Origin of the sequence: Vagococcus martis (genome assembly GCF_002026305.1) — a bacterium.
Lineage (GTDB): Bacteria > Bacillota > Bacilli > Lactobacillales > Vagococcaceae > Vagococcus > Vagococcus martis.
Window position 1 is genome coordinate 2,255,173 of the sequence record NZ_MVAB01000001.1, and the last position, 22,261, is coordinate 2,277,433.

Below are 22,261 nucleotides of genomic sequence, written 5' to 3' on the forward strand. Positions count from 1 at the left end.
AAAGAGGTTTTTTGATGGAACATATATTAGTTATTAATCCTGGCTCGACATCGACTAAGATAGCTATTTTTTCAAATCATGAACAAATTGCAGAAGAAACGATTCGCCATACAGTAGAAGAAATTTCGCAGTTTGAAAATGTGATTAGTCAAACGGATTTTAGAGCAGAATTAATAAAAGAATTTATCACAAAACAACAAGTAGAAGACAGTTTAGTTGCTGTAGTTGGTCGTGGTGGGTTATTAAAACCAATACCAGGTGGCACATATAAAGTAAACGAGGCTCTACTAAGTGACTTGATAGCTGAAAAATATAACACACATGCGTCTAACTTAGGGGCTATCTTAGCCAATGAGTTTGCAAAAGAATACGACATTCCAGCATTTATCGTAGACCCAGTAGTAGTCGACGAAATGGAACCGATTGCAAAAGTATCTGGACTAAAAGGAATTAATCGTAGAAGTGTGACACATGCACTTAATCAAAAAGCTGTTGCACGTGTGACAGCAGAAGAATTAGGTAAAGAATATGAAACCTCATCTATGATTGTCGCTCATTTAGGCGGTGGGATTAGTGTTGGTGCTCATAAAAATGGGAAGATGATTGATGCTGTAAATGGTTTAGATGGTGAAGGTCCTTTTTCACCAGAAAGAAGTGGCGAATTACCACTGGTTGATTTCGCTCATCTGATTATTGAAGAAAATCTATCGTTAGATGATGTGAAAAAAATCATAGCAGGTAATAGTGGGCTGAAATCATATCTTGGGGAAACTGATTTAAGAGAAGTCGAAAAACGTATTAAAGCTGGCGATACTGAAGCAGCATTTTACGAAGAAGCCATGTCTTATCAGGTAGCTAAAAGTATTGCGGAAATGTCTGTTGTACTAAAAGGTGAAGTAGATAGCATCATCTTAACAGGCGGTGCCGTTTATTCGGACTCAATTCGCAAACAAATTACTTCGCGAGTTGAATGGATTGCACCAGTTAAAGCTTTCCCAGGTGAGATGGAAATGCAAGCTCTATATGAAGGAGCATGGCGTGTACTAAAAGGAAAAGAAGAAGCAAAAGATTACGCTTTAGTGTAACAAATAGAAGGAGTGAAAAAGATGGCAGAACAAACAGACTTGCTTATTTTAGGTGGCGGAACTGGTGGTTATGTTGCTGCAATTAGAGCAGCGCAAAAAGGGTTGGATGTCACGATTGTTGAAAAAAGTAAATTAGGTGGAACATGTCTACATAAAGGATGTATCCCAACAAAAGCATTATTAAGAAGTGCAGAAGTATTTGACACAATCAAAGATGCACAGGAATTTGGTATTGAGAATGTAACAGACTTTTCTGTCGACTTTAAAAAAGTACAAGAAAGAAAACAAGGGATTATTAATCAACTTCACCAAGGTGTTGAAGGATTAATGAAAAAAAATAAAATCCGAGTTCTTGAAGGTGAAGGGGCGATTTTAGGACCATCTATCTTCTCGCCGGTTTCTGGAGCAGTTGCTGTGACATTTAATGATAAATCAAAAGAAGAAGAAATCATCGTCCCAAAAAATGTCATTATCGCGACAGGTTCATCACCGAAAACTTTACCTAATTTGCCATTAGATGAAGAATTCATACTTTCATCAGACGGAATGTTAGAAATTGAAACATTGCCTAAATCAATTGCGATTGTTGGTGGTGGCGTAATTGGTGTTGAATGGGCGTCTCTATTAAATAGTTTAGGCGTTGAAGTAACCATTATTGAATTCTTAGATCGCTTGTTAATTAATGAAAGCCCAGCCATTTCAAATGAATTGAAGAAAAGCCTAGAAAAACGCGGGATTAAGGTACTTCTAAGTAGCAAAGTATCTAAAGCAGACATCAAAGGCAAAGAAGTTGTGGTTGATATAGAAGGCCAAGATAGTCTAACAGTTGATAAAGTTATGGTTGCTATCGGACGCAAGCCGAATGTAAACGGTATTGGCTTACAAAACACATCAGTTAAGTTTGATGATAAAGGCATTCAAGTAAATGAGTTCTACCAAACAACTGAAGATCATATTTACGCAGTAGGAGATTGTATTAATACACTTCAATTAGCACACGTTGCGATGAAAGAAGGAGAAATTGCCGTTAGTCACCTACTAGAAGAAGACGTTGACACAATCAACTATACAAATGTTCCACGTTGTGTTTATACAAATCCAGAAATCGCAAGTGTTGGGTACTCAAAAGATGATGTCCCAGAAGGTGTGAAAGCAAAAGTTGGAACATTTAGTTTTGCTGGAAACGGAAAAGCACTTGTTTATGGCGGCGAAGGTGGATTTGTTGAAGTTATAAGAGATGAAGAAACAGATGATTTATTAGGTGTATCCATTATCGGTCCACATGCGACAGATTTAATTTCTGAAGCAAGTACGTCTATTTATTTAGATGCAACACCAATTGAATTAGGGGAGGCGATTCATCCACATCCAACATTGTCAGAAGCAATTCAAGAAGCAGCACTCGATACATATAAAAAAGCAATTCATAAATAAAGGAAAGGTTGATGAAAAATGAAAACGTTAAAAAAATCAGGTTTAAGTAAAGAAGAAATTATACAAGCTTATTACGAGGTTAAAAGAGGTCGTCGTTTAGATGAACGTTTATGGCAATTAACTCGTATTGGTAAAACGTCATTTAACATTTCAGGACAAGGAGCAGAAGTTGCTCAAGTTGCTATGGCTATGGCTTTTGAACACGATAAAGATATTTTCTTACCATACTACCGTGATATGACTGCTTGTTTAGTATGGGGGATGACTTCTAAAGACATTATCTTAGGTTCATTTGGTAAAGATGCAGACCCTTCTTCACATGGTCGTCAAATGCCTAACCACTATGGTTCAAAAGAACATAATATTGTGTCATTTGCTTCTACTGTAAGTACACAAATGCCTTTAGCAACTGGTGTAGCATATGCAGCACAATTAGAAGGAAAAGACTATATTGCTTTAACAACAACAGGTGAAGGATCAGCTAACCAAGGTGAAGTACAAGAAGCAATGAACTTTGCTGGAGTTAAGAAATTACCAGTTATCTTCGTGGTAGAAAATAATAACTATGCGATTAGTGTTCCGATTGAAGAGCAATATGCTAACGAGAACATGTCTGACCGTGCTCATGGCTATGGATTTGAAGGAATCACTGTTGATGGAAATGACTTTACAGAAGTTTACTTAACATTTAAAAAAGCAGTTAAAGATGCTCGTAGTGGTAAAGGTCCAAAATTAATCGAATTGAAAGTATACCGTTTAACTTCTCACTCTGCAGATGATGATCAAACGATTTACCGTTCTAAAGAAGACATCGAAAAAATGAAAGAAAGTGACCCAATTGATGTATTTGAAAAACAATTAATCGACGAAGGTTACTTAACTCAAGCAGAGATGGACAAAATGGATGAAGAAATTCGCGCTGAAATCGACAAAGCAACTGACGAAGCAGAAGCAATGCCAGATCCAGCTCCAGAATCATTATTAGACGAAGTATACGCGAAATAATTTTAGGAAAAAGAGAGGAATGAATGACAATGGCTGAAATGACATATTTAGAGGCAATTAATTTAGGAATATCTGAAGAAATGGCTCGTGACGAAAAAGTTGTAATCTTTGGTGAAGACGTAGGTGGAGATAAAGGTGGCGTATTTGGTGTAACAAAAGGTTTAGCAGCCAAATATGGAGATAATCGCTGTTTTAACACACCATTAACTGAAGGATTGATTGGTGGATTAGCAGTTGGTTTAGGTGTTATGGGATACCGTGCAATTGGAGAATTCCAATTTGCTGACTACATTTTACCAGCGACAAACCAAATTTTATCTGAAGCAAGAACAATGCGTTACCGTACTAAAGGTGATTGGACAGCACCAATTGTTTACCGTACGCCTTATGGTGGTGGAGTTCGTGGTGGATTATATCACTCTCAGTCAACTGAAAAAATCTTTGCAGGTCAACCAGGATTACGAGTGGTAACACCATCAAATCCATATGATGCAAAAGGAATGATTAAAGCAGCAATTCGTTCAGACGATCCAGTTATCTTCTACGAACACAAGCGTCTATATCGTTTGTTAAAAGCAGAAATTCCAACTGATGATTATATTGTACCAATTGACAAAGCAAACGTTGTTCGTGAAGGTAGCGACATTACAGTAATTAGTTATGGAATGATGTTACAATACGCTATTTCTGCAGCTGAAAAACTTGCTAAAGAAGGCATTGATGCAGAAGTTGTTGACGTTCGTTCATTGTATCCTTTAGATAGAGAAACACTAGTTAACGCGGCTAAGAAAACTGGAAAAGTTTTATTAGTAACAGAAGACAACAAAGAAGGAAGTATTATGAGTGAAATCGCAGCAATGATTTCTGAAGATGCGTTATTTGATTTAGATGCACCAATCAAACGTTTAGCTGGTCCTGATGCACCAAGTATGGGCTACGCTTTAACATTAGAACGTGAATTCTTAGTAAATGAAGACCAAGTAATCGAAGCAATGAGAGAATTGGCAGAGTATTAAAAATTTAGGAGGAAGTTAGTTATGGCTATTAAAGAAATTAAAATGCCCAATTTAGGGGAAAGTGTTACAGAAGCAAGTGTTGTTTCATGGATTGTTAAACCAGGTGACACAGTAAAAAGATATGACCCATTAATGGAAGTTGTATCAGACAAAGTAACGACTGAAATTCCTTCAGACTTTGCTGGTGTTGTGAAAGAAACATTAGTTGAACTAGATGTAGATGTTCCAATCGGTACCTCTTTAATGACGCTTGAAGTTGAAGGCGAAGATGATTCAACACAAGAAGTTGAAGAAGTGAAAGAGGAAGTAAAAGAAGAAGTAATCGCATCTTCACCTGCTCCAAAAGCGAAAAAATCTGTTAATAAAGCAGCAGGACGTTTCTCTCCAGCAGTGGTTCGTTTAGCGCAAGAAAAAGGCATTGATTTAAATGACGTTGAAGGTACTGGAAAAGATGGACGTATCACTCGTAAAGATATTATGAACTTTGATCCTGCGAAAGTTGTTCAATCAGAGCCAGTTGTTGAAGAAACAGTTATTAAAGTTGAAGAAACAACAACAGCACCAAAATCAGAAACAGCAGCACCAGTTGCAACATCACCTGCTTCTCAAGACGTTGTACCGGCTGATGGTGTAAGAAAAGCAATCGCTAAGAAAATGGTACAAAGTGTTAATGAAATTCCTCATGCTTGGATCATGGTCGAAGCTGATGTAACAAATATTGTTAATTTACGTAACAAAACAAAAGATGAGTTCAAGAAAAATGAAGGGATGTCTTTAAGCTTCTTCCCATTCTTTGCTAAAGCTGTTGTACAAGCAATGAAGAAAAATCCAAAAATCAACACATCTTGGGATAATGGAAACATTGTTTACCATAAAGACATTAACTTATCAATTGCTGTGACAACTGACGAGCATTTATATGTTCCAGTAATTCACAATGCTGATAATTTATCTCTAGCTGGTATTACCAAAGAAATTAACCGTCTAGCAACTGATGTAAGAGATGGCAAATTGCAAGGAAAAGATATGCAAGGTGGCACATTTACATTGAACAATACTGGTACTTTAGGGTCAGTTCAATCAATGGGAATCATCAATCACCCACAAGCAGCTATCTTACAAGTTGAATCAATTAATAAACGTATTGTTCCAACTAAAGATGGTGGATTCAAAACAGCAGATATGGTTAACCTATGTCTGTCAATCGACCACAGAATTTTAGATGGACAACAAGCAGGTCAATTCTTAAGAGATGTGAAAGAAAACCTAGCTAACTTCTCATCTGAATCTGATATCTACTAAAAAACTATCATTATCTATTAAACTGTCATGTAAAGAATTAGATTTCTCAATTTACTTTGGGAAATCTCCTTCTTTCTTTAAGTAAGTGCAATCATTCTCAAACTAATTTAAAAATAATATTAATAGGAGTTTTTGATATGACAAAAACAGAAGAAACAAAATTAACCCCACGCCTATTTCTTAATAAGGTTTTAGCAGGTACAGCTCAAGGTACGATTATTGCCTTGATTCCAAACGCGGTATTAGGAGCAATTTTAAAATATTTTTCACAATATGACATTATACAAATGATTATCCATGCAGGACTTATTTTCCAATTAGCGACACCACTAATTATTGGGGCGTTAATTGCTCATCAATTTGGTCTTAGTCCGGCAAAAATGATGATAGCAGGTGGTGCAGCATTTGCTGGATCAGGTGTGATTAAATTTAATACTGAAGTGAGTTCGTATGTTGGAGCTGGAACAGGTGACATCATTAATATTATGATTACAGCTTCTGTCGCTGTTTTAATGATGCTATATATTGGAAGTAAATTTGGTTCTGTTGAAATTATTGCGATGCCTATTGTTGTAGGGATTGGTGCAGGTTTAATTGGGATGTTAACTTATCCATTCGTGACACAAATCACTGTAGCAATTGGAAAATTAATTAATAACTTTACTGATTTCCAACCAATCGTGATGAGTATTTTAATCGCGTGTTCTTTTGCCGCACTGATTATTTCACCAATCACAACAGTCGGAATTGGTTTAGCCATTGGATTAAACGGCGTATCAGCCGGTGCAGCCGCTATGGGAATAGCAGCTACAACGATTGTATTAGTTATCAACTCATGGAAGATTAATGAGTCAGGTGTGACATTAGCTATTGCATTAGGCGGAATGAAAATGATGATGCCTAACCTATTTAAATACCCAATCATATTAGTGCCAGTGTTATTTACAGCGGTGATTTCAGCAATCCCAGTTGCATTATTAAATGTATCTGGTACACCACAATCAGCTGGTTTTGGTTTAGTTGGTCTTGTTGGACCACTAGCATCACTTGATTCAGGATTAAATATATTCCTATTAATTATTTGCTGGTTCTTAGTTCCAATTGCTGCTGGATTGTTATCTAAATTTATCTTTGAAAAAGTTTTAAAACTTTATGATAGCAAAGTAGTCTTTGCTTACCAAGGTTAGTTTTGCTTAATTGCTTGTATGAAGTCTTCTATATCAGAAGTGATATTAAAGTCTTTTCTTAAAGCAATACCAATTGGAAAATGAGCATATCTATCTTTAAGAGGAATCCACTTAACATTGTCACTTTTTCCAACAATTTCATATTCAATTGGTAACAAGCAGATGGAGTCGTTTTTTTGCAAACTATGGATTAAAACTTGCAGATCATCATTTTGCAAAATAATGTTAGGTTCGTATCCAAAGAAACGACTTCTTTCTAGTAGTAAACGGCCAATCATATACTTCGTTGATAGAGATGAAAAACGTTGGCCTTTTAAGTCATTGAACGTCAATTCATGTTTCTTAGATAATGGATTATTTTCAGGAACAACGACATAAACGTTATAACCTTTTGTTGTTGTTTCTAATGGCTCTATATTTATTTGTTCTGGATGATTATTTGGAAAAGAGATTAAACCAATATCAATTTCCTTATTTTTAAGTTTAGTTTGTAATTCAGGTGATCCATCTTGAATGATATTTAAATCTATGTATGGATGCGTTTGCAAAAATGTTGAAATTTCTTTCATAAACTGTACAGAGAATAGGGTCGTTAAACCAATCTTGATTCGTTTTTTTTCAGTTCGATCATTCATTTGATGAATGTCTTCAATCAATTGGTCGAACTGTTCAACGATATCAACCCCTTTTTCATATAAGTAAGCCCCAGAAGTTGTTAATTGGAAGGGTTCATCAGTATGAACAAATAATGATGTATTTAATTCGCTTTCAAGTTTTTTTATAGAAAGTGACAAAGTTGGTTGTGTGACAAATAAGTTTCTTGCCGCACTTGATAAGTTACGGGTTTGTGTAATCTCAATAAAATACTTTAATTGTTGAATATTCATAGTTGGACCTCTTTTCAAAATAGTGTTCATATTATTAAATATACGTTTATTATATTAAATAAATAATACAAAACAATACGTTTGTAAACGATTTATACTTATAATAACATAAAGATTGAAAAATATTAATAAGAATAATTGGAGGAATTATAGATGAATATAGTTATTGCAGGTGCTGGAGCAATGGGAAGTCGTTTTGGTATTATGTTAAAACAGGCAGGAGAAAATGTGATCTTAGTTGACGGTTGGCAACAACACATTGACGAGATTAACCAAAATGGATTAAAAGCTAATTTCAATGGTAAAGATGTAACAGAATTCATTCCTGCATATAATCAAAATGATTTATCAGATGTTGATTTCTCAGCAGATTTAGTTATTTTATTTACAAAAGCAATGCAACTAGATAACATGCTTCAATCACTTGATAACATGTTAGGCAAAGATACAATTGTACTATGCTTATTAAATGGTATTGGTCATGAAGATGTGATTAAAAAATATGTTGATTATGACAACATTCTACTAGGTAATACAATGTGGACAGCTGGAATGGAAGGTCCTGGTAAAGTGACTCTCTTTGGTAATGGAAGTGTTGACTTACAAAACTTAGGTGAAGGCAAAGAAGATGTGGCACAAAAAGTAGCTGACGTATTAACGAATGCGGATTTAAACGCCCGCGTCTCATCAGATATTTTAACATCAATTTATCGTAAAGCCTGTGTGAATGGTACGATGAATGGTTTATGTACAATCCTTGACTCAAATATGGCAGACTTTGGCGATACATCAGTTGCTAACCCAATCGTACAAAAAATTGTATCTGAATTCTTAGCTGTAGCAAGAGCAGAAAATGTCTTTTTAGATGAAGAAGCAGTGATCGAACAAATCAATGGTTGTTTCAACAGAGAAACAATAGGATTGCATCACCCATCAATGTATCAAGATTTGATTATTAATAATCGTTTAACAGAAATTGATTACATCAATGGTGCGATTGTCCGTAAAGGTAAAGAATATGGTATTCCGACTCCTTACTGTGAGTTCTTAACGCAATTAATTCACTCGAAAGAAGAAATCGTAGAAGCAAAATAAAATATAATATAATACATCCTAGACTTTGAGTATATTATAAAGTTTAGGATGTCTTTTTTTATACAATCTTATATAGTTTGTTATATTAAAACTTTAATTTGTTCATTAAAACCTCTTTATGTAAGCGTTATTATTATGGTGAATTAAATATAATAATTAGGGGGAATATGAATGCTAGGAAAACAAATCAAGCATTCATCAATTGTGATGATGTTGATGTCAACAGGTTTAGTGGTTTCAGGATGTTCGAATAGTAAATCAGCCAATGACTTTGTCTATTCAGAAACACCATCAAGCAAAATAGATCGTGGGATGGATAATCAACCAGAGTCTTCTTATTGGTTTCCAGAAGATTTTTTAGCATGGGATGTTACGAAAGACCCAGATGCAAAATATAATGTCAGTAATATTCCGTTAGCAAAACGAGTGAATAAAAAAGAATTAACACCATCAAATGATAGTCAAGATAAACAAACTAAAGTGGTTGCTTTATCTATTATGAATAGTAGTACAAGTGGTAACGCCCCATTTGGTATTAACACATTTGATGCAAATGTTTTTTCATACTGGCAGTACATTGATCAATTGGTGTATTGGGGTGGCTCTTCAGGGGAAGGGATTATTGTTCCACCTAGTCCGGATGTGATTGACGCCTCCCATAAAAATGGTGTACCTGTTTTAGGAACAATCTTTTTCCCTCAAACAGAGCACGGAGGAAAAATTGAATGGTTAGATGAATTTTTACAAAAAGATGATAAAGGTCATTTTCCAGCAGTTAATAAAATGATTGAGGTTGCTGAAACATATGGTTTTGATGGCTGGTTTATCAATCAAGAAACAGATAATCTTGTGACTAGCTTTGATGATGTCAAAGATGGAAAAGAAATAGAGAATACGACAGAAGATGGTTTAACAAAAGAACATGCTACGTTAATGATGGAGTTAATCAAAGAATTTAAAGAAACAGCACCTGAAACACTAGATATTATGTGGTATGATTCGATGACATCTGAAGGGAAAATGGATTGGCAAAATGCGTTAACAAATGAAAATAAATCCTATCTTGTTGATAGTCAGATGAATCCGTTATCTGATTCCATGTTTTTAAATTTCTGGTGGAATACTGAAAAATTTGCTAAAGATGAATTATTAAAAGAATCAAATATTAAAGCAAAAACAGAAGGAATTGACCCTTATTCGCTTTATGCAGGAATAGATGTTCAAGAAAATGGTTATTCAACACCTGTTAAATGGGACTTATTTATGGATGAGAAAGGGAAACCTTATACATCATTAGGTCTTTATGTTCCTAGTTGGACGTATGCCTCAACAGATAACCCTGATGATTTCCAAATGAAAGAAAATATTTTCTGGGTAAATCCACAATTAGATCCAAGACAATCTACATTACCAAAAGAGGGTGAATGGCCAGGTATTTCCACTTTTTCTATTGAACAAACTGCAATTACTAGTGTGCCATTTAAAACGAATTTTAATCTAGGAAACGGTTATAATTATTTCATTGATGGAGAAAAAGTCTCTAGTAGAAGTTGGAACAACCGGAGTTTACAAGATATTATGCCAACATATCGTTGGGAAATAGACTATAGTAAAGGAAATGAGGGCAGTATGTCGATTGACTATGCCGATGCTTATAACGGAGGAAATTCACTAAAATATCGTGGAAACATGAAGAAAAATGCCACCAATACGATTCATTTATATCGAACAGATATGACCATAGATAAAAATACGTTGATATCTACAACGGCTAAAGCTAATGAAGAAACAGAATTAAATTTGGTTGCAACATTAAAAAATGGTAAAAAACAAGTTCTTAGTCCAAGTGGTACAATTAAGGAAGATTGGACACGAGTGACTTATGACACAGATAAACTAGTAGGAAAAACGATTACTGATATCTCTTATGAGTGGAAAACAACATCAGATGCATCTGATTATGAGTTTAAGTTGGGTGAATTGGCTATGTTACCAAAAGAAGAAAAGTCAGAGATGGAGGTTAAAAAGTTAACAATAGAAGACGCCATGTTTGATGAAGAAGAAAACAATTTTGCTGGTGTGCGCTTAACGTGGGAATCAGATAAAACAGATGGTTTAAGTCATTATGATATTTATCAAGTGAACGATGACAAGTCTCGCTCTTTTATTGGTGCAACATTATCAACCACTCATTATATTAATGCATTAGAAAGAGTAGGAGAATCCAATAAAACAACACTTGAAGTTGTGCCTGTTGATGTATTTGGTAAAAGAGGCAAACAAACAGAAAAAATCATTTTGGAATGGCCTGATAATAGTTTACCAAAAGCTGACTTTACAGCTTCTCAAACATTAATTGCACCAGGTAAAAAAGTAACATTTACTAACCAATCAACAGACAATGCTGAGGAACTTGTTTGGGAATTTGAGGGGGGCGACATAAAATCTAGCACGAAAGAAAATCCCGTTGTAATCTTTGATAAAGAAGGAAGTTATAAAGTTAAATTAACAGCTAAAAATAAATCTGGTGAGTCAGTGATGGAACAAGAAAAATTCATTGTTGTTAGCAACGAAATCAAAGATGAACTTGAAAAGTTATCAACAAAAGATAGTCAAGTTGAAGCATCATCATTTATTAATGATGGTGAAGCCCCACAATTTGTTTTAGATGGTAATTTAGAGACAAAATGGTGTGCAGTTGGTTCAGCACCACATGATATTACAATTGATTTAGGTGCTGTTAAAACAGTAAGTCAAGTAAACATGTTTCATGCAGAGGCAGGTGGAGAAAGTCCAGATATGAACTCAAAAGCTTATAAAATCGAAGTGAGTGAAGATGGAAAAGAGTTCAAACAAGTTAAGCGTGTTATTAGTAATGCTTCTGCTGAAACAACAGATACCTTTGCACCAGTTAAAGCACAATATGTTCGTATTACGCTTGATAAGCCAAGTCAAGGGGCTGATTCGGCTGCCAGAATATATGGAGTAGATATACTAGGGATGAAATAGTAAAAATTTATTTTTCATAAACACATAGAGATAAATGTTGATAAAATAAAAATACGACTACTTGTTTTAATTAAAACCATTGAAACAAATAGTCGTATTTTTTTATTATAAATAATTCAGATTATATCTTGATGCGTGTTTATTTTAGGTTTATTAATAATATGCTATTTTGTTTTAAAGTCTGATTTTAACAGACTGTATTTATTCATCGTCACAAATTTGTTTTGTCTAAATAGATCTTCTCGCTCAATACCATCTAAGTAAAATCCTACCTTTTTAGCAACTAAGTTACTTGCCGTATTTGTTTCCTCAGCAAGAATAATCAATTTGTTAAGTTTTAATTTATCGAATGCTAGTTGGCAAATTTTATTTACGCAGTCACTGGTAATATTATTTCTCGTGTAATCTTTATCTAACCAATAGCCAATTTCAGCTTTTTTATGTGTCATATCAATATTATGTAAATCAATACAACCGATTATTTTATCATTATCAGTTATAAAAAAGACATTTTCTTTTCCTTGTGCTTCCTGGGAAATAGATCGTTTTATAAAATTCTCGCTATCTTTTACTTCTTTAGTAAGACTAACAAAATCTAAAAATTCAGCTAAATGTTCACTATTTTTTTGAACTAAATTGAAAAATTCGTTAGACATATTGATTTCTGGTTTGACTAAACTAACTTTATGGTTAACAGGTAACTTGAAATATAGCATAGGCACCACGTCCTTTTCTTTTTTGTCATTATACCATAAGTTTTATTTAACAAATAAATAACTAGCTGATGATTTATAGAGATTAAATTCTTTATTATTTTATTAAGAAACTAATATATTAATAGTAAAAAAAACCTTAATTAACGAATGGTTTCTCCTTGTAAAACGCTTATAAACAGATAGTTCGTTTTATAACCGAACGTTTTTAGATATAAAAGCTAGTTTCGTTAAACTTTACATATATTTTACATAAACTTTACAAATGGAATTTATACTTTGATTAGTCAGCAAAATAACTGACAAAGAAAAGGAGAGAAAGAAATGAGAAAGTCTAGGTTCACTTCGCGTTTGTTGCTAGTTCTAGCAAGCGCAATGTTTGTTTCTGTTTCAGTTGGAGCTGAAACAGCACTTGATAAAGCACCGGAGATAAACGCTTCAAGTGTGGCAATCAATCATAAGAAAGTGTTGTTTGATAACACACATGGTCAAACAGCAGGAGCGGCAGATTGGGTAATTGATGGTGCTTTTTCTGATTTTGCAAACGCTTTAGCAAATAAAGGGTATTTTGTGAAAGAATTAAGAAAAACAACCCCTATTACTTTAGATGACTTAAAAGAATATGATGTCTTTGTTTTACCTGAAGCTAATATTCCTTATAAAGTTGGTGAACAACAAGCTATCGCAGATTACGTGAGCCAAGGCGGGGCAGTATTTTATATAGCTGATCACTATAACGCCGATCGAAATAAAAATCGTATTGATTCAAGTGAGGCTTTTAATGGTTATCGTCGTGGAGCATATCATGATATGACAAAAGACATGAGTGCAGAAGAAAAAAATTCTGACGCAATGAAAGATGTTAAAAGTAGTGATTGGTTAAGTGATACGTTTGGTATTCGTTTTAGATATAATGCTTTAGATAATATAGATAACAACAAACAAGAGTGGATTATTGAAGAGGCATTTGGTATTACAAAAGATGTGAAAAAGGTTGGTTTACATGCTGGAAGTACGCTAGCCATTACAGATAATACAAGAGCAAAAGGTTTAGTCTACCCACCAAAAGGCTTAACAAGTGCTCATAAATGGGGACACGCAGTTGACGATGGTGTTTATAATGGTGGTGGTATTGAAGAAGGTCCATATATTGCTATTAGTAAACGTGATAATGGTAAAGCGGCCTTTTTAGGCGATACATCATTAGTTGAAGATGCTTCTCCAAAATATTTAAGAGAAGAAAACGGTAAATCGAAAAAAACATATGATGGGTTTAAAGAAGCAGATGATGCCAAAATTTTAATGCAGTTGGTTAATTGGTTAGCTGAAAAAGAAACATATAAAAACTTTACTCAAAGTGATATTGTTTTATCAGAAATGACTAAGATACATGACTATGAACAACCAGAAAAAACGACTGAACCCCAAAATGAACCATGGGCGGCTCCACAAGCTGGATATAAATGGTTTGATTCTTCGACGTTTGCTCCTGGAAGTTTTGGTTCAGCTGATAAAGCACCAGCACAACCAAGAACAACCGTTGTCTTTACAGATAAACCTGTTGCTAATCAATTAAACAAAGCGACAATCACGATGGAAGGTTTAACACCAAATTCAGAAGTTAAAGATTATCAGTTTGGTGTTTATACACCAACAGCTCAGAATGGGTTTGAACTTGGAAATCAAGTAGCTAAAACAAAAATTGCTGACGGACAACTAAGTGAAAAAATTGGTTATTCTGATAAGTTCTCAGTGAAAGCTGATAGTAAAGGAACAGCAAGCGTTGAGGTTTCTTATTTTGTTGAATTTGACGGAGAGTATAATTTCCGAGTAAAACTTGGTAAAAACAATGTTCTAACTCAAAGTATCAGAATAGAAAAAGAGTCGGACACGCCACCAACGCCAGAAGATAAACCATCACTTGATTATAATATTATTGGACAAATTAAGTTCAATAAATCTGATGGTGTAGTGAAACCAGTTGACCCTGAAAATCCTAATGACACCTTAACACCAGTCAATCCTGATGGAACAGATACTAAACCAGGAACAGGTGGATTATTATCAATTGATTATGCATCTAATTTTTCTTTCGGTCAGCCAATGATTGAAACAACATTAAAAAATTACGGTGCATTTGCACAACGCTTTAAAGATAGTGATGTATTAAGAGGTAATTACGTACAAGTCAGTGATAAACGTGGTTCACAAGCTGGATGGGTGTTACAAATTGTACAGGATAATCAATTTAAATCATCTAACAATGATGAATTAACGGGTGCAAAATTAGTACTTGGTAACGGAAATATCCAATCTCCAAACATGTTACAAGAAGGTTTTGATGTAAAAACAATGCCAGTACATACTGCCTCATCTCTAAAAGCAACTGACTCCAGCTTAACAGGTGGGCTTGAATTAATTCCAGGGCAAAGTCATATCGTCTTAAAAGCTGATAAAGGTCAAGGTATGGGAACATGGGTACTTTCTTACGGACAGTCGAAAGATGGAAATATTGGGTTGTTAAACGATAACACACCACATAAATCATCTGTTATCTTAAGTGTGCCAAGTACAGCTAATCCTAAAGAAGCGTTGTATGAATCAAGTATTACTTATAAATTATCAATGGTGCCAACACCATAATGATACTATCGTTCGATGGAGTAAGATTATTCTTATTCCATCGAATTTAAGTTTATTGTAAGGAGAGTTTTAATGAAACACGTACTAAAAAAAATTTTTGTCTTGCTATTATTTTTTATGATTACGTTGTCTTTTTATGACACAACAGAGGCAAATCAGGTGGGGTTCTCCGTTGATCCAAAGTTTCCTTCCAATCAATTAGATAAAGATAGTGGGTATTTTCATATTCAGTTAAAACCAGGGAATAAACAGCAATTAAGTATCGAATTAAAAAATTACACTGACAAAGAAATTACTTTAAAAACAACAGTGGCAAGTGCCACTACTAATGTAAATGGAGTGGTTGACTATACACCAACTACTAACAAAACGGACAATAGTTTACCAGTTGATTTATCAAAGTTAATAAAAATTGATAAGGAGATTGTATTAGCAGCTACTGAAACAAAACAAGTACCTGTGTTTGTTTCAATGACCAATGAATTTGTTCCAGGCGTGATTGCTAGTGGGATTTCATTTGAAGAGATTAATTCAACCAATCAAAAAGCATTGACAAACCAAACAACGGTGAATAATAAATTTTCGTATGTATTAGCATTATTAATGCAACAAGAAGCGAGTTTGGACGTTCAACCTGAACTTAATCTTGGTAAAGTGATGGCAAAGGATATAAATACCAAAACAAGTATTTCAGCATATATTAGAAACGTTGCTCCTGCGTATTTGAATCAAGTAAAAATAGAAACTACCTTAACAAAAAGAGGTGCGGATAAACCTTTTTATCAATATAAAAAGGAAAATATGCAACTTTCACCAAACTCAGTTTTTGAATTTCCAACATTTTTGAATGGTAAAAAACTAGAAAGCGGTGAGTATAAGTATAAAGCAGTGATTTCAGGTATGACAGCAGAATTAAACAAAGAAGAAAGAGAGAAATTGACATGGGAATTAGAAGACGTGTTTCATGTTGAGAAAAAGCAAGCGAAAGAATTAAACGACCATGATTATCAAGTTGAAACAACTAAAAAGACATCAACAAAATGGTTAATGTTAGCTATTGTTCTAAATATCGTTTTAATTACTTCTTTTGTTAGTTATATTCTCTTTAAAAAGAAAAAATCGTCAAATTAGCATAAAATCGTTCTTATTTTTCCTTTTAATGTGGTAGGATACGTTAAAGACGATATAAAGTTTAAAAGGAGAAAAGAAATGAGATTATGGCATGAACGAATCATTCCCAAATTGCCAAGACAACAATTATTAGGGCAACATAGAGAGTGTTGTGCGTTAAGAGGAAAAGGATGGGGGAAACCTCATTCGACTGTTAACTATGTTTTTGATTATTCACCTTATAAATTGTTTCAATATCATTGGTTAATCATGGAAGAAATGAAACATCGAGGATACAAACCTGATGAAAGTTGGGAAAGCCCACTTTATCGCGGTAAATCAATAGAAGCATATACTTTTCTACCAGAAGTAGAGCTTGAAACGCCTATTTACCCGGAACATAACGAAGCCTATTTGAAAGAATGTCTTGATAATTTGGCACAAAAAGATATTTATCTATAAAAAAAGAATCGACTAAGATTTTTCTTAGTTGATTCTTTTTATTGTTTTGAGTCCATTCCAAATATCAGACCTAAAGCTAACATGGTTGATACAAGAGCAGTTCCACCTTGACTTAAAAACGGTAGAGGAATACCTGTTAATGGAAGTAATCCAATTGATGCTCCAATATTCTCAACAGTTTGGAAAACTAACATGAATACTATGCCGACGCATATGTAAATATTAAAGGTTGAGTTACTTCGAATACCGGTATAGAAAATTTGGAAAAATAGATAGAAGTACAATAGTATTACTGCGGTTGCACCGACAAATCCGTATGCCTCTCCGATAAAGGTAAAGATCATATCAGATTCTCTAACGGGAACATAAACTTGTACCCCTGTCGTTCCAGTTCCAAACATCCCACCTGAGCCAATAGCAAGTAATCCTTGTACTTGTTGATACGCAATAGACGTTGCATACTCAAAAGGATCTACCCACGCTCTAATACGGTTTAATTGGTATTCTTTGAAATGCAGTGAAGATAGAATCGATTGTCCGAACTCTGTGAATACTAAAAAGATAAGTGTTCCACCTAGTAAAGCAGAAATCCCACCTAATACGGCGACAATACGCCAATTAATTCCAGATGCTATTATCAGTGCACCTAGAACGCAAATAAACACAAGACTTGTACCAAAATCTTTTTGGACAAACATTAAAAAGAAAAGAGGTAACGAATATAAAAAGAGTTTTTTTACCATATTAATATCGCTATGCAAGTCTTTAACAGGAACATTTTTATTATATTTTACCAACTCTTTTGACATAAACAGGATATAGGCTGTTTTAGCAATTTCTGATGGTTGGAATTGAAATCCGAAAATATCCAACCAACGTTTGGTGTTTGTTAACTCATACATATGTGGATCATAGAAAAAATAAAGTGACCCCATCAATAGAAGAGAAAAAACATAAAACCAGGGGACGGCCTTCCAAATAAAGTCTCGCTTAATGTACTTAACACTAAACATTAAGACAGTTCCTAATCCAACAAAGGCGAGCTGTTTAAGTGCTTGTTTTACCGGATTATTTTGATCATAGTAGGCTACCCAATACTGAAGCCAAATACTTAAAATAAGCATTAAAAAAATTGGCAGTAATAAGGCGTAATTAAAATTATTTTTTTGTTGATATTCTCGTCGCTTCATGCTGTCATCTTGTCCTTTTATTTAGTTATATTAATTTAATTATAAATAGTCATACTTGTAATAAGCTACCACTTTTGATTTGATTAGTATATAGTAAAAGTGAAATTAAATGAATTTTTAACTTTTTCATTGTTATTTGGTCGAAGTTGTTGATAAAAGATCTTGTTATTTTAATAGTCAAGACGAATAAATAGACAATAAAAAAAGAAAAGGTTAAAGTATGAGTAGAAAACGATAGGGGGTATTAATTATGTATGATGTAATTATTATTGGGGCTGGACCAGGAGGGATGACTTCTGCTTTGTATGCGTCACGTTCTGGATTGTCTGTTTTAGTCATTGAACGCGGAGCTCCTGGAGGACAATTAATGAATACTGATGAGGTTGAAAACTATCCGGGATTCAACTTGATATCAGGCCCAGACTTAGCATTAAAAATGTATGAAAACTCGTCAAATTTTGGTGCAGAGCATGTTTATGGTAATGTGGTAAACATTGAAAACAATGGTGATGTAAAAAAAGTTGTGTGTGATGATGCAACTTATGAAGGTAAAACAGTGATTATCGCCTCAGGTAGTGAACATCGTAAAATCAATATTCCAGGAGAAGAAGAGTATTCAGGTCGTGGTGTTTCTTATTGTGCGGTTTGTGATGGGGCATTCTTTAGAGATCGTCATTTAGTGGTAATTGGCGGTGGAGATTCTGCAATTGAAGAAGGAATGTATTTAACACAATTTGCCAGTAAAGTAACAATTGTGCATAGAAGAGATGAACTAAGAGCACAGAAAATATTACAAGACCGAGCATTTAAAAATGAAAAAATTGAGTTTATGTGGAATAAAGTACCAATTGAAATTAATGGAAATGATACAAGTGTTCAATCAATCAAACTAGAAGACACTAAAACAGGTGAAGTAGAAGACTTGCTTGCAGATGGTGTGTTTATCTATATTGGTCTTGATCCATTAACTGACTTTGTTAAAGATTTAGGTATTACTACTGAACATGGATGGATTAAAACAGATGCCCATATGTCTACAGATATCCCTGGTATCTATGCTATTGGAGATGTTCGTGATACAGTTCTAAGACAAATAGCTACAGCTGTTGGTGATGGAAGTATCGCTGGTCAAGAAGTTTATAACTATTTAAGTAGTCTAGATGATTAAGTAATAGAATAAATGAGATTCCCCTTTGATAGTCGTAACATCATCAAAGGGGTTTTTATCGTATATATTTCACTAGTTTTTTGTAATTTTCAAAACTTTTCATGAAAACGACTATAAACCGCTTGCAAAGTGAATAGTTTTCTGATAATCTATGTGTGACTTATGAAATGACAGTATTCTACTAAAGGAGAACATAGACATGGAAAAACAAACCATCACAATTTATGATGTGGCAAGAGAAGCAGCTGTTTCTATGGCGACGGTATCTCGTGTCGTTAATGGAAACCCAAATGTAAAACCAGCAACTAGAAAAAAAGTTCTTGAAGTAATTGAGAGACTTGACTACAGACCAAACGCTGTAGCAAGAGGATTAGCAAGTAAGAAAACAACAACAGTGGGTGTTATTATCCCTGATGTAAGTAATGCTTATTTTGCCTCATTAGCTCGAGGTATTGATGACGTGGCAACAATGTATAAATACAATATTATCTTAGCTAACTCTGATGGCAATGATGTTAAAGAAGTAAATGTATTAAATACATTACTTGCTAAACAAGTAGATGGTATTATCTTCATGGGACATCATTTAACTGAACAAATTAGAGGAGAATTTTCTCGCTCGAAAACACCAGTTGTGTTAGCTGGCTCAATTGATCCGGATAATCAAGTTGGCTCAGTTAACATTGATTATGAAGCAGCAACAAAAGATGCCACAACTCAACTCATTCAATCAGGAAATAAAAAAGTAGCCTTTATCTCTGGTTCTTTATTAGATCCAATTAATGGTATCCAACGATTAAAAGGATATAAAGATGCGTTGAAAGAAAATAATGTAGACTTTAATGAAGGGTTAGTATTTGAAGCTGAATACAACTATAAAGCAGGCCTTGCGTTGTATGAACGTGTTGTAAATAGTGGTGCAACTGCAGCTGTTGTAGCTGATGATGAACTAGCAGTTGGTTTATTAAATAGTTTAACTGATAATGGTGTGAAAGTACCTGAAGAATTTGAAATCATTACAAGTAATAACTCACTATTCACAGATATTGCACGTCCAAGCGTGACAAGTATTTCTCAACCTTTATATGATATTGGTGCGGTATCTATGCGTCTATTAACGAAATTAATGAATAAAGAAGAAATTGATGAAAAAAATATTGTTTTACCTTATGGATTAATTCAAAAAGGTTCAACAAAATAAAAAAGCACTGACCAAAATGTCTTAAAATAGAAAAATCCCATGAAATCAGTTTATTAAAACATTGATTTCATGGGATTTCTAGTTTCATTAAAGCAGTGATTTTCCTTTAAGTAAATATCTTTTGGGTCATCTGTTTTCTAAGTATAGAGATAAACAGAAAAGAAAATAAATATAGCACCAGCTAACACAAATAAGTGCCAGATAACATGCATAAATTTTAAATGTTGTTTGCTATAGAAAAAAGTGCCAGCAGTATAAGATACCCCGCCCAGTACTAATAATAGTAGTCCGTTAAATCCAAGACCTTCGTATAGAGGTTTGATGGCAATGACACATAACCATCCCATCAAAATATAAAGAAAATAATCAGCTTTTCCACGTTTTTGTAAAAAAATAGCCTTGTAAACAATCCCTGATATAGCAAGTAACCAAATAATGATACACATGGACCAACCAAGAGGACCACCAATTGTTACTAAACTATAGGGAGTATAGCTTCCTGCAATCAATAAATAAATTGAACTGTGGTCAAAGACTTGAAAAACTTTTTTAGCTTTAGTAAAAATTAAACTATGAAATAAAGTTGAAAATAAAAATAGAAGGATCATGGATGCACCGAAGATAGAGTATGACACAATTCGGATAGGTGAGTGCATTTGAACTCCTTTTATAATAAGTAAAACAAGTCCGGCTATACTTAGCCCAGTTCCAATCCCATGGGTGATAGCATTGAATATTTCGTTGACAACTAGATACTTTTTTGAGAAAGATGGATTGTGCATGTTGTATACGCCCTTTCGTTTTTTAGTGAAAAATAGATGCTTTTCTGTTATACTAATTAAACAGAAAACATTAAATTAATTGTACATGAATATTGTTGGTTTTGAAAGAGGTTTGATGATGACAAAAATTAAAATAGTGACAGACTCATCTTGTATTATTCCAGAAGAGAGAAGAAAAGAAGTGGAGATTTATACGATTAGCTTATCAATTATGATTGATGGTGTTATATATGCTGACCAAAATGAGTTGGATCCTTTCGACTTTATGACGATGATGTCTAATTCTAAAACATTACCTAAAACAAGTCAGCCCCCAATTGGTGAATTTGTTGAATTGTATGATAAATTGGGAGAAGACGGCAGTGAGATTATTTCGATTCACTTAACTGAAAAGTTGAGTGGGACAGTGAATACCGCAAAACAAGCCGCCCAACTATCTCAATCAAGTGTAACGGTTATTGATAGCGACTATATTGACCAAGGTCTTGGCTTCCAAGTGTATCAAGCTGCTAAGATGGCGAAAGAACAAAAGTATAGTGTATCTGAAATAGTAGAAGCGGTTGAATACGTGAAAGAACATACGCAACTCTATATTGGCGTTGCGACCCTTGAAAATCTTGTTAAAGGTGGTCGGATTGGTAAATTAGTAGGGGCTGTATCTGGCTTTCTCAATATGAAATTGTTAATGCAATTAAAAGATGGCGAACTCGAAGTAGTGAGTAAAGGCCGAGGAAATAAAACCTTTATAAAATGGGCAAAAGAGTTAGAAAGCAAATTGTCTAATATGTCTATCGAGTATTTAGGTATGTCAGAGGCATCAGGAGTTGAAATATGTGAGGAAATGAAAACAATTTTTAAACAAGCATTACCAAATTTAACACTTCCGATTGTACATACCACACCACTTGTTGCGACACATACTGGTAAAGGTGCATTTGCGGTAATGTTTTACACAGATTAAGATAACGATAG

18 protein-coding genes are annotated in these 22,261 nt (G+C 34.1%); 14 read left to right on the plus strand and 4 right to left on the minus strand.

What is annotated here, in order from left to right; genetic code table 11:
• Positions 1-14: 14 nt before the first annotated feature.
• The 6 genes from buk to BW731_RS11000 all read left to right on the plus strand — a co-directional run bounded on the left by buk (position 15) and on the right by BW731_RS11000 (position 7,029).
• Entirely contained in the window at positions 15-1,085 is a 1,071-nt protein-coding gene (buk, locus tag BW731_RS10975) for a butyrate kinase (RefSeq protein ID WP_079348144.1), read from the plus strand.
• A gap of 21 nt (positions 1,086-1,106) precedes the next feature.
• Entirely contained in the window at positions 1,107-2,519 is a 1,413-nt protein-coding gene (gene lpdA, locus BW731_RS10980) for a dihydrolipoyl dehydrogenase (protein ID WP_079348146.1), read from the plus strand.
• An 18-nt stretch (positions 2,520-2,537) separates the two neighbouring features.
• Positions 2,538-3,524, plus strand: a complete 987-nt coding sequence (locus BW731_RS10985) for a thiamine pyrophosphate-dependent dehydrogenase E1 component subunit alpha (protein ID WP_079348147.1) — start codon at positions 2,538-2,540, stop codon at positions 3,522-3,524.
• A gap of 29 nt (positions 3,525-3,553) precedes the next feature.
• Positions 3,554-4,540, plus strand: coding sequence for an alpha-ketoacid dehydrogenase subunit beta (locus BW731_RS10990; protein ID WP_079348643.1), 987 nt, complete (start codon positions 3,554-3,556; stop codon positions 4,538-4,540).
• A 21-nt stretch (positions 4,541-4,561) separates the two neighbouring features.
• Positions 4,562-5,842 carry a dihydrolipoamide acetyltransferase family protein gene (locus BW731_RS10995; RefSeq protein ID WP_079348149.1) on the plus strand — a complete coding sequence of 427 codons (1,281 nt, stop codon included), beginning with the start codon at positions 4,562-4,564 and terminating at the stop codon, positions 5,840-5,842.
• A gap of 137 nt (positions 5,843-5,979) precedes the next feature.
• Positions 5,980-7,029, plus strand: a complete 1,050-nt coding sequence (locus BW731_RS11000) for a PTS sugar transporter subunit IIC (RefSeq protein ID WP_071456739.1) — start codon at positions 5,980-5,982, stop codon at positions 7,027-7,029.
• Here the strand turns inward: BW731_RS11000 and BW731_RS11005 are convergent.
• Positions 7,026-7,916 carry a LysR family transcriptional regulator gene (locus BW731_RS11005; protein ID WP_079348151.1) on the minus strand — a complete coding sequence of 297 codons (891 nt, stop codon included), beginning with the start codon at positions 7,914-7,916 and terminating at the stop codon, positions 7,026-7,028. The genes BW731_RS11000 and BW731_RS11005 overlap by 4 nt on opposite strands.
• 153 nt (positions 7,917-8,069) lie before the next feature.
• Between BW731_RS11005 and BW731_RS11010 the strand changes: the two genes are divergently transcribed.
• Together BW731_RS11010 and BW731_RS11015 are read left to right on the plus strand one after the other, a co-directional pair.
• On the plus strand, positions 8,070-9,011 hold the full coding sequence (locus tag BW731_RS11010; RefSeq protein WP_079348153.1) for a 2-dehydropantoate 2-reductase: 942 nt from the start codon (positions 8,070-8,072) through the stop codon (positions 9,009-9,011).
• A 171-nt stretch (positions 9,012-9,182) separates the two neighbouring features.
• Positions 9,183-12,020 (plus strand): endo-beta-N-acetylglucosaminidase, encoded by a 2,838-nt coding sequence (locus BW731_RS11015; protein WP_079348155.1) that lies wholly within the window; start codon positions 9,183-9,185, stop codon positions 12,018-12,020.
• Between the two features lie 164 nt (positions 12,021-12,184).
• Here BW731_RS11015 and BW731_RS11020 read toward each other — a convergent pair whose 3' ends face one another.
• Positions 12,185-12,736 carry a GNAT family N-acetyltransferase gene (locus BW731_RS11020; RefSeq protein ID WP_079348157.1) on the minus strand — a complete coding sequence of 184 codons (552 nt, stop codon included), beginning with the start codon at positions 12,734-12,736 and terminating at the stop codon, positions 12,185-12,187.
• Between the two features lie 321 nt (positions 12,737-13,057).
• On the opposite strand from BW731_RS11020, the gene BW731_RS11025 reads away from it, so the two are divergent.
• The 3 genes from BW731_RS11025 (at position 13,058) to BW731_RS11035 (ending at position 16,948) form a co-directional block, all read left to right on the plus strand.
• On the plus strand, positions 13,058-15,376 hold the full coding sequence (locus tag BW731_RS11025) for a WxL domain-containing protein (RefSeq protein ID WP_079348158.1): 2,319 nt from the start codon (positions 13,058-13,060) through the stop codon (positions 15,374-15,376).
• 72 nt (positions 15,377-15,448) lie between these two features.
• A complete protein-coding gene (locus tag BW731_RS11030) occupies positions 15,449-16,507 on the plus strand; it encodes a DUF916 and DUF3324 domain-containing protein (protein WP_079348160.1) in 1,059 nt (352 codons plus the stop codon).
• A 78-nt stretch (positions 16,508-16,585) separates the two neighbouring features.
• Complete coding sequence (locus BW731_RS11035) at positions 16,586-16,948, plus strand: TIGR02328 family protein (RefSeq protein ID WP_079348162.1); 363 nt, start codon at positions 16,586-16,588, stop codon at positions 16,946-16,948.
• Positions 16,949-16,986: 38 nt separating this feature from the next.
• On the opposite strand, the gene BW731_RS11040 is transcribed toward BW731_RS11035, so the two are convergent.
• Entirely contained in the window at positions 16,987-18,138 is a 1,152-nt protein-coding gene (locus BW731_RS11040) for an FtsW/RodA/SpoVE family cell cycle protein (protein WP_079348164.1), read from the minus strand.
• Positions 18,139-18,388: 250 nt separating this feature from the next.
• Here BW731_RS11040 and trxB point away from each other — a divergent pair, with 250 nt between their 5' ends.
• Positions 18,389-19,306, plus strand: a complete 918-nt coding sequence (gene trxB, locus BW731_RS11045; protein WP_079348166.1) for a thioredoxin-disulfide reductase — start codon at positions 18,389-18,391, stop codon at positions 19,304-19,306.
• A 199-nt stretch (positions 19,307-19,505) separates the two neighbouring features.
• Complete coding sequence (gene ccpA, locus BW731_RS11050) at positions 19,506-20,507, plus strand: catabolite control protein A (RefSeq protein ID WP_079348168.1); 1,002 nt, start codon at positions 19,506-19,508, stop codon at positions 20,505-20,507.
• 137 nt (positions 20,508-20,644) lie between these two features.
• Here the strand turns inward: ccpA and trhA are convergent, their stop codons facing one another.
• Positions 20,645-21,289 (minus strand): PAQR family membrane homeostasis protein TrhA, encoded by a 645-nt coding sequence (gene trhA / locus BW731_RS11055; protein ID WP_079348170.1) that lies wholly within the window; start codon positions 21,287-21,289, stop codon positions 20,645-20,647.
• Between the two features lie 118 nt (positions 21,290-21,407).
• Between trhA and BW731_RS11060 the strand changes: the two genes are divergently transcribed.
• Positions 21,408-22,250 carry a DegV family protein gene (locus BW731_RS11060; RefSeq protein ID WP_079348172.1) on the plus strand — a complete coding sequence of 281 codons (843 nt, stop codon included), beginning with the start codon at positions 21,408-21,410 and terminating at the stop codon, positions 22,248-22,250.
• Positions 22,251-22,261 lie beyond the last annotated feature (11 nt).

Bases quoted from the DNA above. Each gene is read 5' to 3' on its own strand.
- buk (WP_079348144.1), top strand. From the start codon at position 15: ATGGAACATATATTAGTTATTAATCCTGGCTCGACATCGACTAAGATA.
- lpdA (WP_079348146.1), top strand. From the start codon at position 1,107: ATGGCAGAACAAACAGACTTGCTTATTTTAGGTGGCGGAACTGGTGGT.
- BW731_RS10985 (WP_079348147.1), top strand. From the start codon at position 2,538: ATGAAAACGTTAAAAAAATCAGGTTTAAGTAAAGAAGAAATTATACAA.
- BW731_RS10990 (WP_079348643.1), top strand. From the start codon at position 3,554: ATGGCTGAAATGACATATTTAGAGGCAATTAATTTAGGAATATCTGAA.
- BW731_RS10995 (WP_079348149.1), top strand. From the start codon at position 4,562: ATGGCTATTAAAGAAATTAAAATGCCCAATTTAGGGGAAAGTGTTACA.
- BW731_RS11000 (WP_071456739.1), top strand. From the start codon at position 5,980: ATGACAAAAACAGAAGAAACAAAATTAACCCCACGCCTATTTCTTAAT.
- BW731_RS11005 (WP_079348151.1), bottom strand. From the start codon at position 7,916: ATGAATATTCAACAATTAAAGTATTTTATTGAGATTACACAAACCCGT.
- BW731_RS11010 (WP_079348153.1), top strand. From the start codon at position 8,070: ATGAATATAGTTATTGCAGGTGCTGGAGCAATGGGAAGTCGTTTTGGT.
- BW731_RS11015 (WP_079348155.1), top strand. From the start codon at position 9,183: ATGCTAGGAAAACAAATCAAGCATTCATCAATTGTGATGATGTTGATG.
- BW731_RS11020 (WP_079348157.1), bottom strand. From the start codon at position 12,736: ATGCTATATTTCAAGTTACCTGTTAACCATAAAGTTAGTTTAGTCAAA.
- BW731_RS11025 (WP_079348158.1), top strand. From the start codon at position 13,058: ATGAGAAAGTCTAGGTTCACTTCGCGTTTGTTGCTAGTTCTAGCAAGC.
- BW731_RS11030 (WP_079348160.1), top strand. From the start codon at position 15,449: ATGAAACACGTACTAAAAAAAATTTTTGTCTTGCTATTATTTTTTATG.
- BW731_RS11035 (WP_079348162.1), top strand. From the start codon at position 16,586: ATGAGATTATGGCATGAACGAATCATTCCCAAATTGCCAAGACAACAA.
- BW731_RS11040 (WP_079348164.1), bottom strand. From the start codon at position 18,138: ATGAAGCGACGAGAATATCAACAAAAAAATAATTTTAATTACGCCTTA.
- trxB (WP_079348166.1), top strand. From the start codon at position 18,389: ATGTATGATGTAATTATTATTGGGGCTGGACCAGGAGGGATGACTTCT.
- ccpA (WP_079348168.1), top strand. From the start codon at position 19,506: ATGGAAAAACAAACCATCACAATTTATGATGTGGCAAGAGAAGCAGCT.
- trhA (WP_079348170.1), bottom strand. From the start codon at position 21,289: ATGCACAATCCATCTTTCTCAAAAAAGTATCTAGTTGTCAACGAAATA.
- BW731_RS11060 (WP_079348172.1), top strand. From the start codon at position 21,408: ATGACAAAAATTAAAATAGTGACAGACTCATCTTGTATTATTCCAGAA.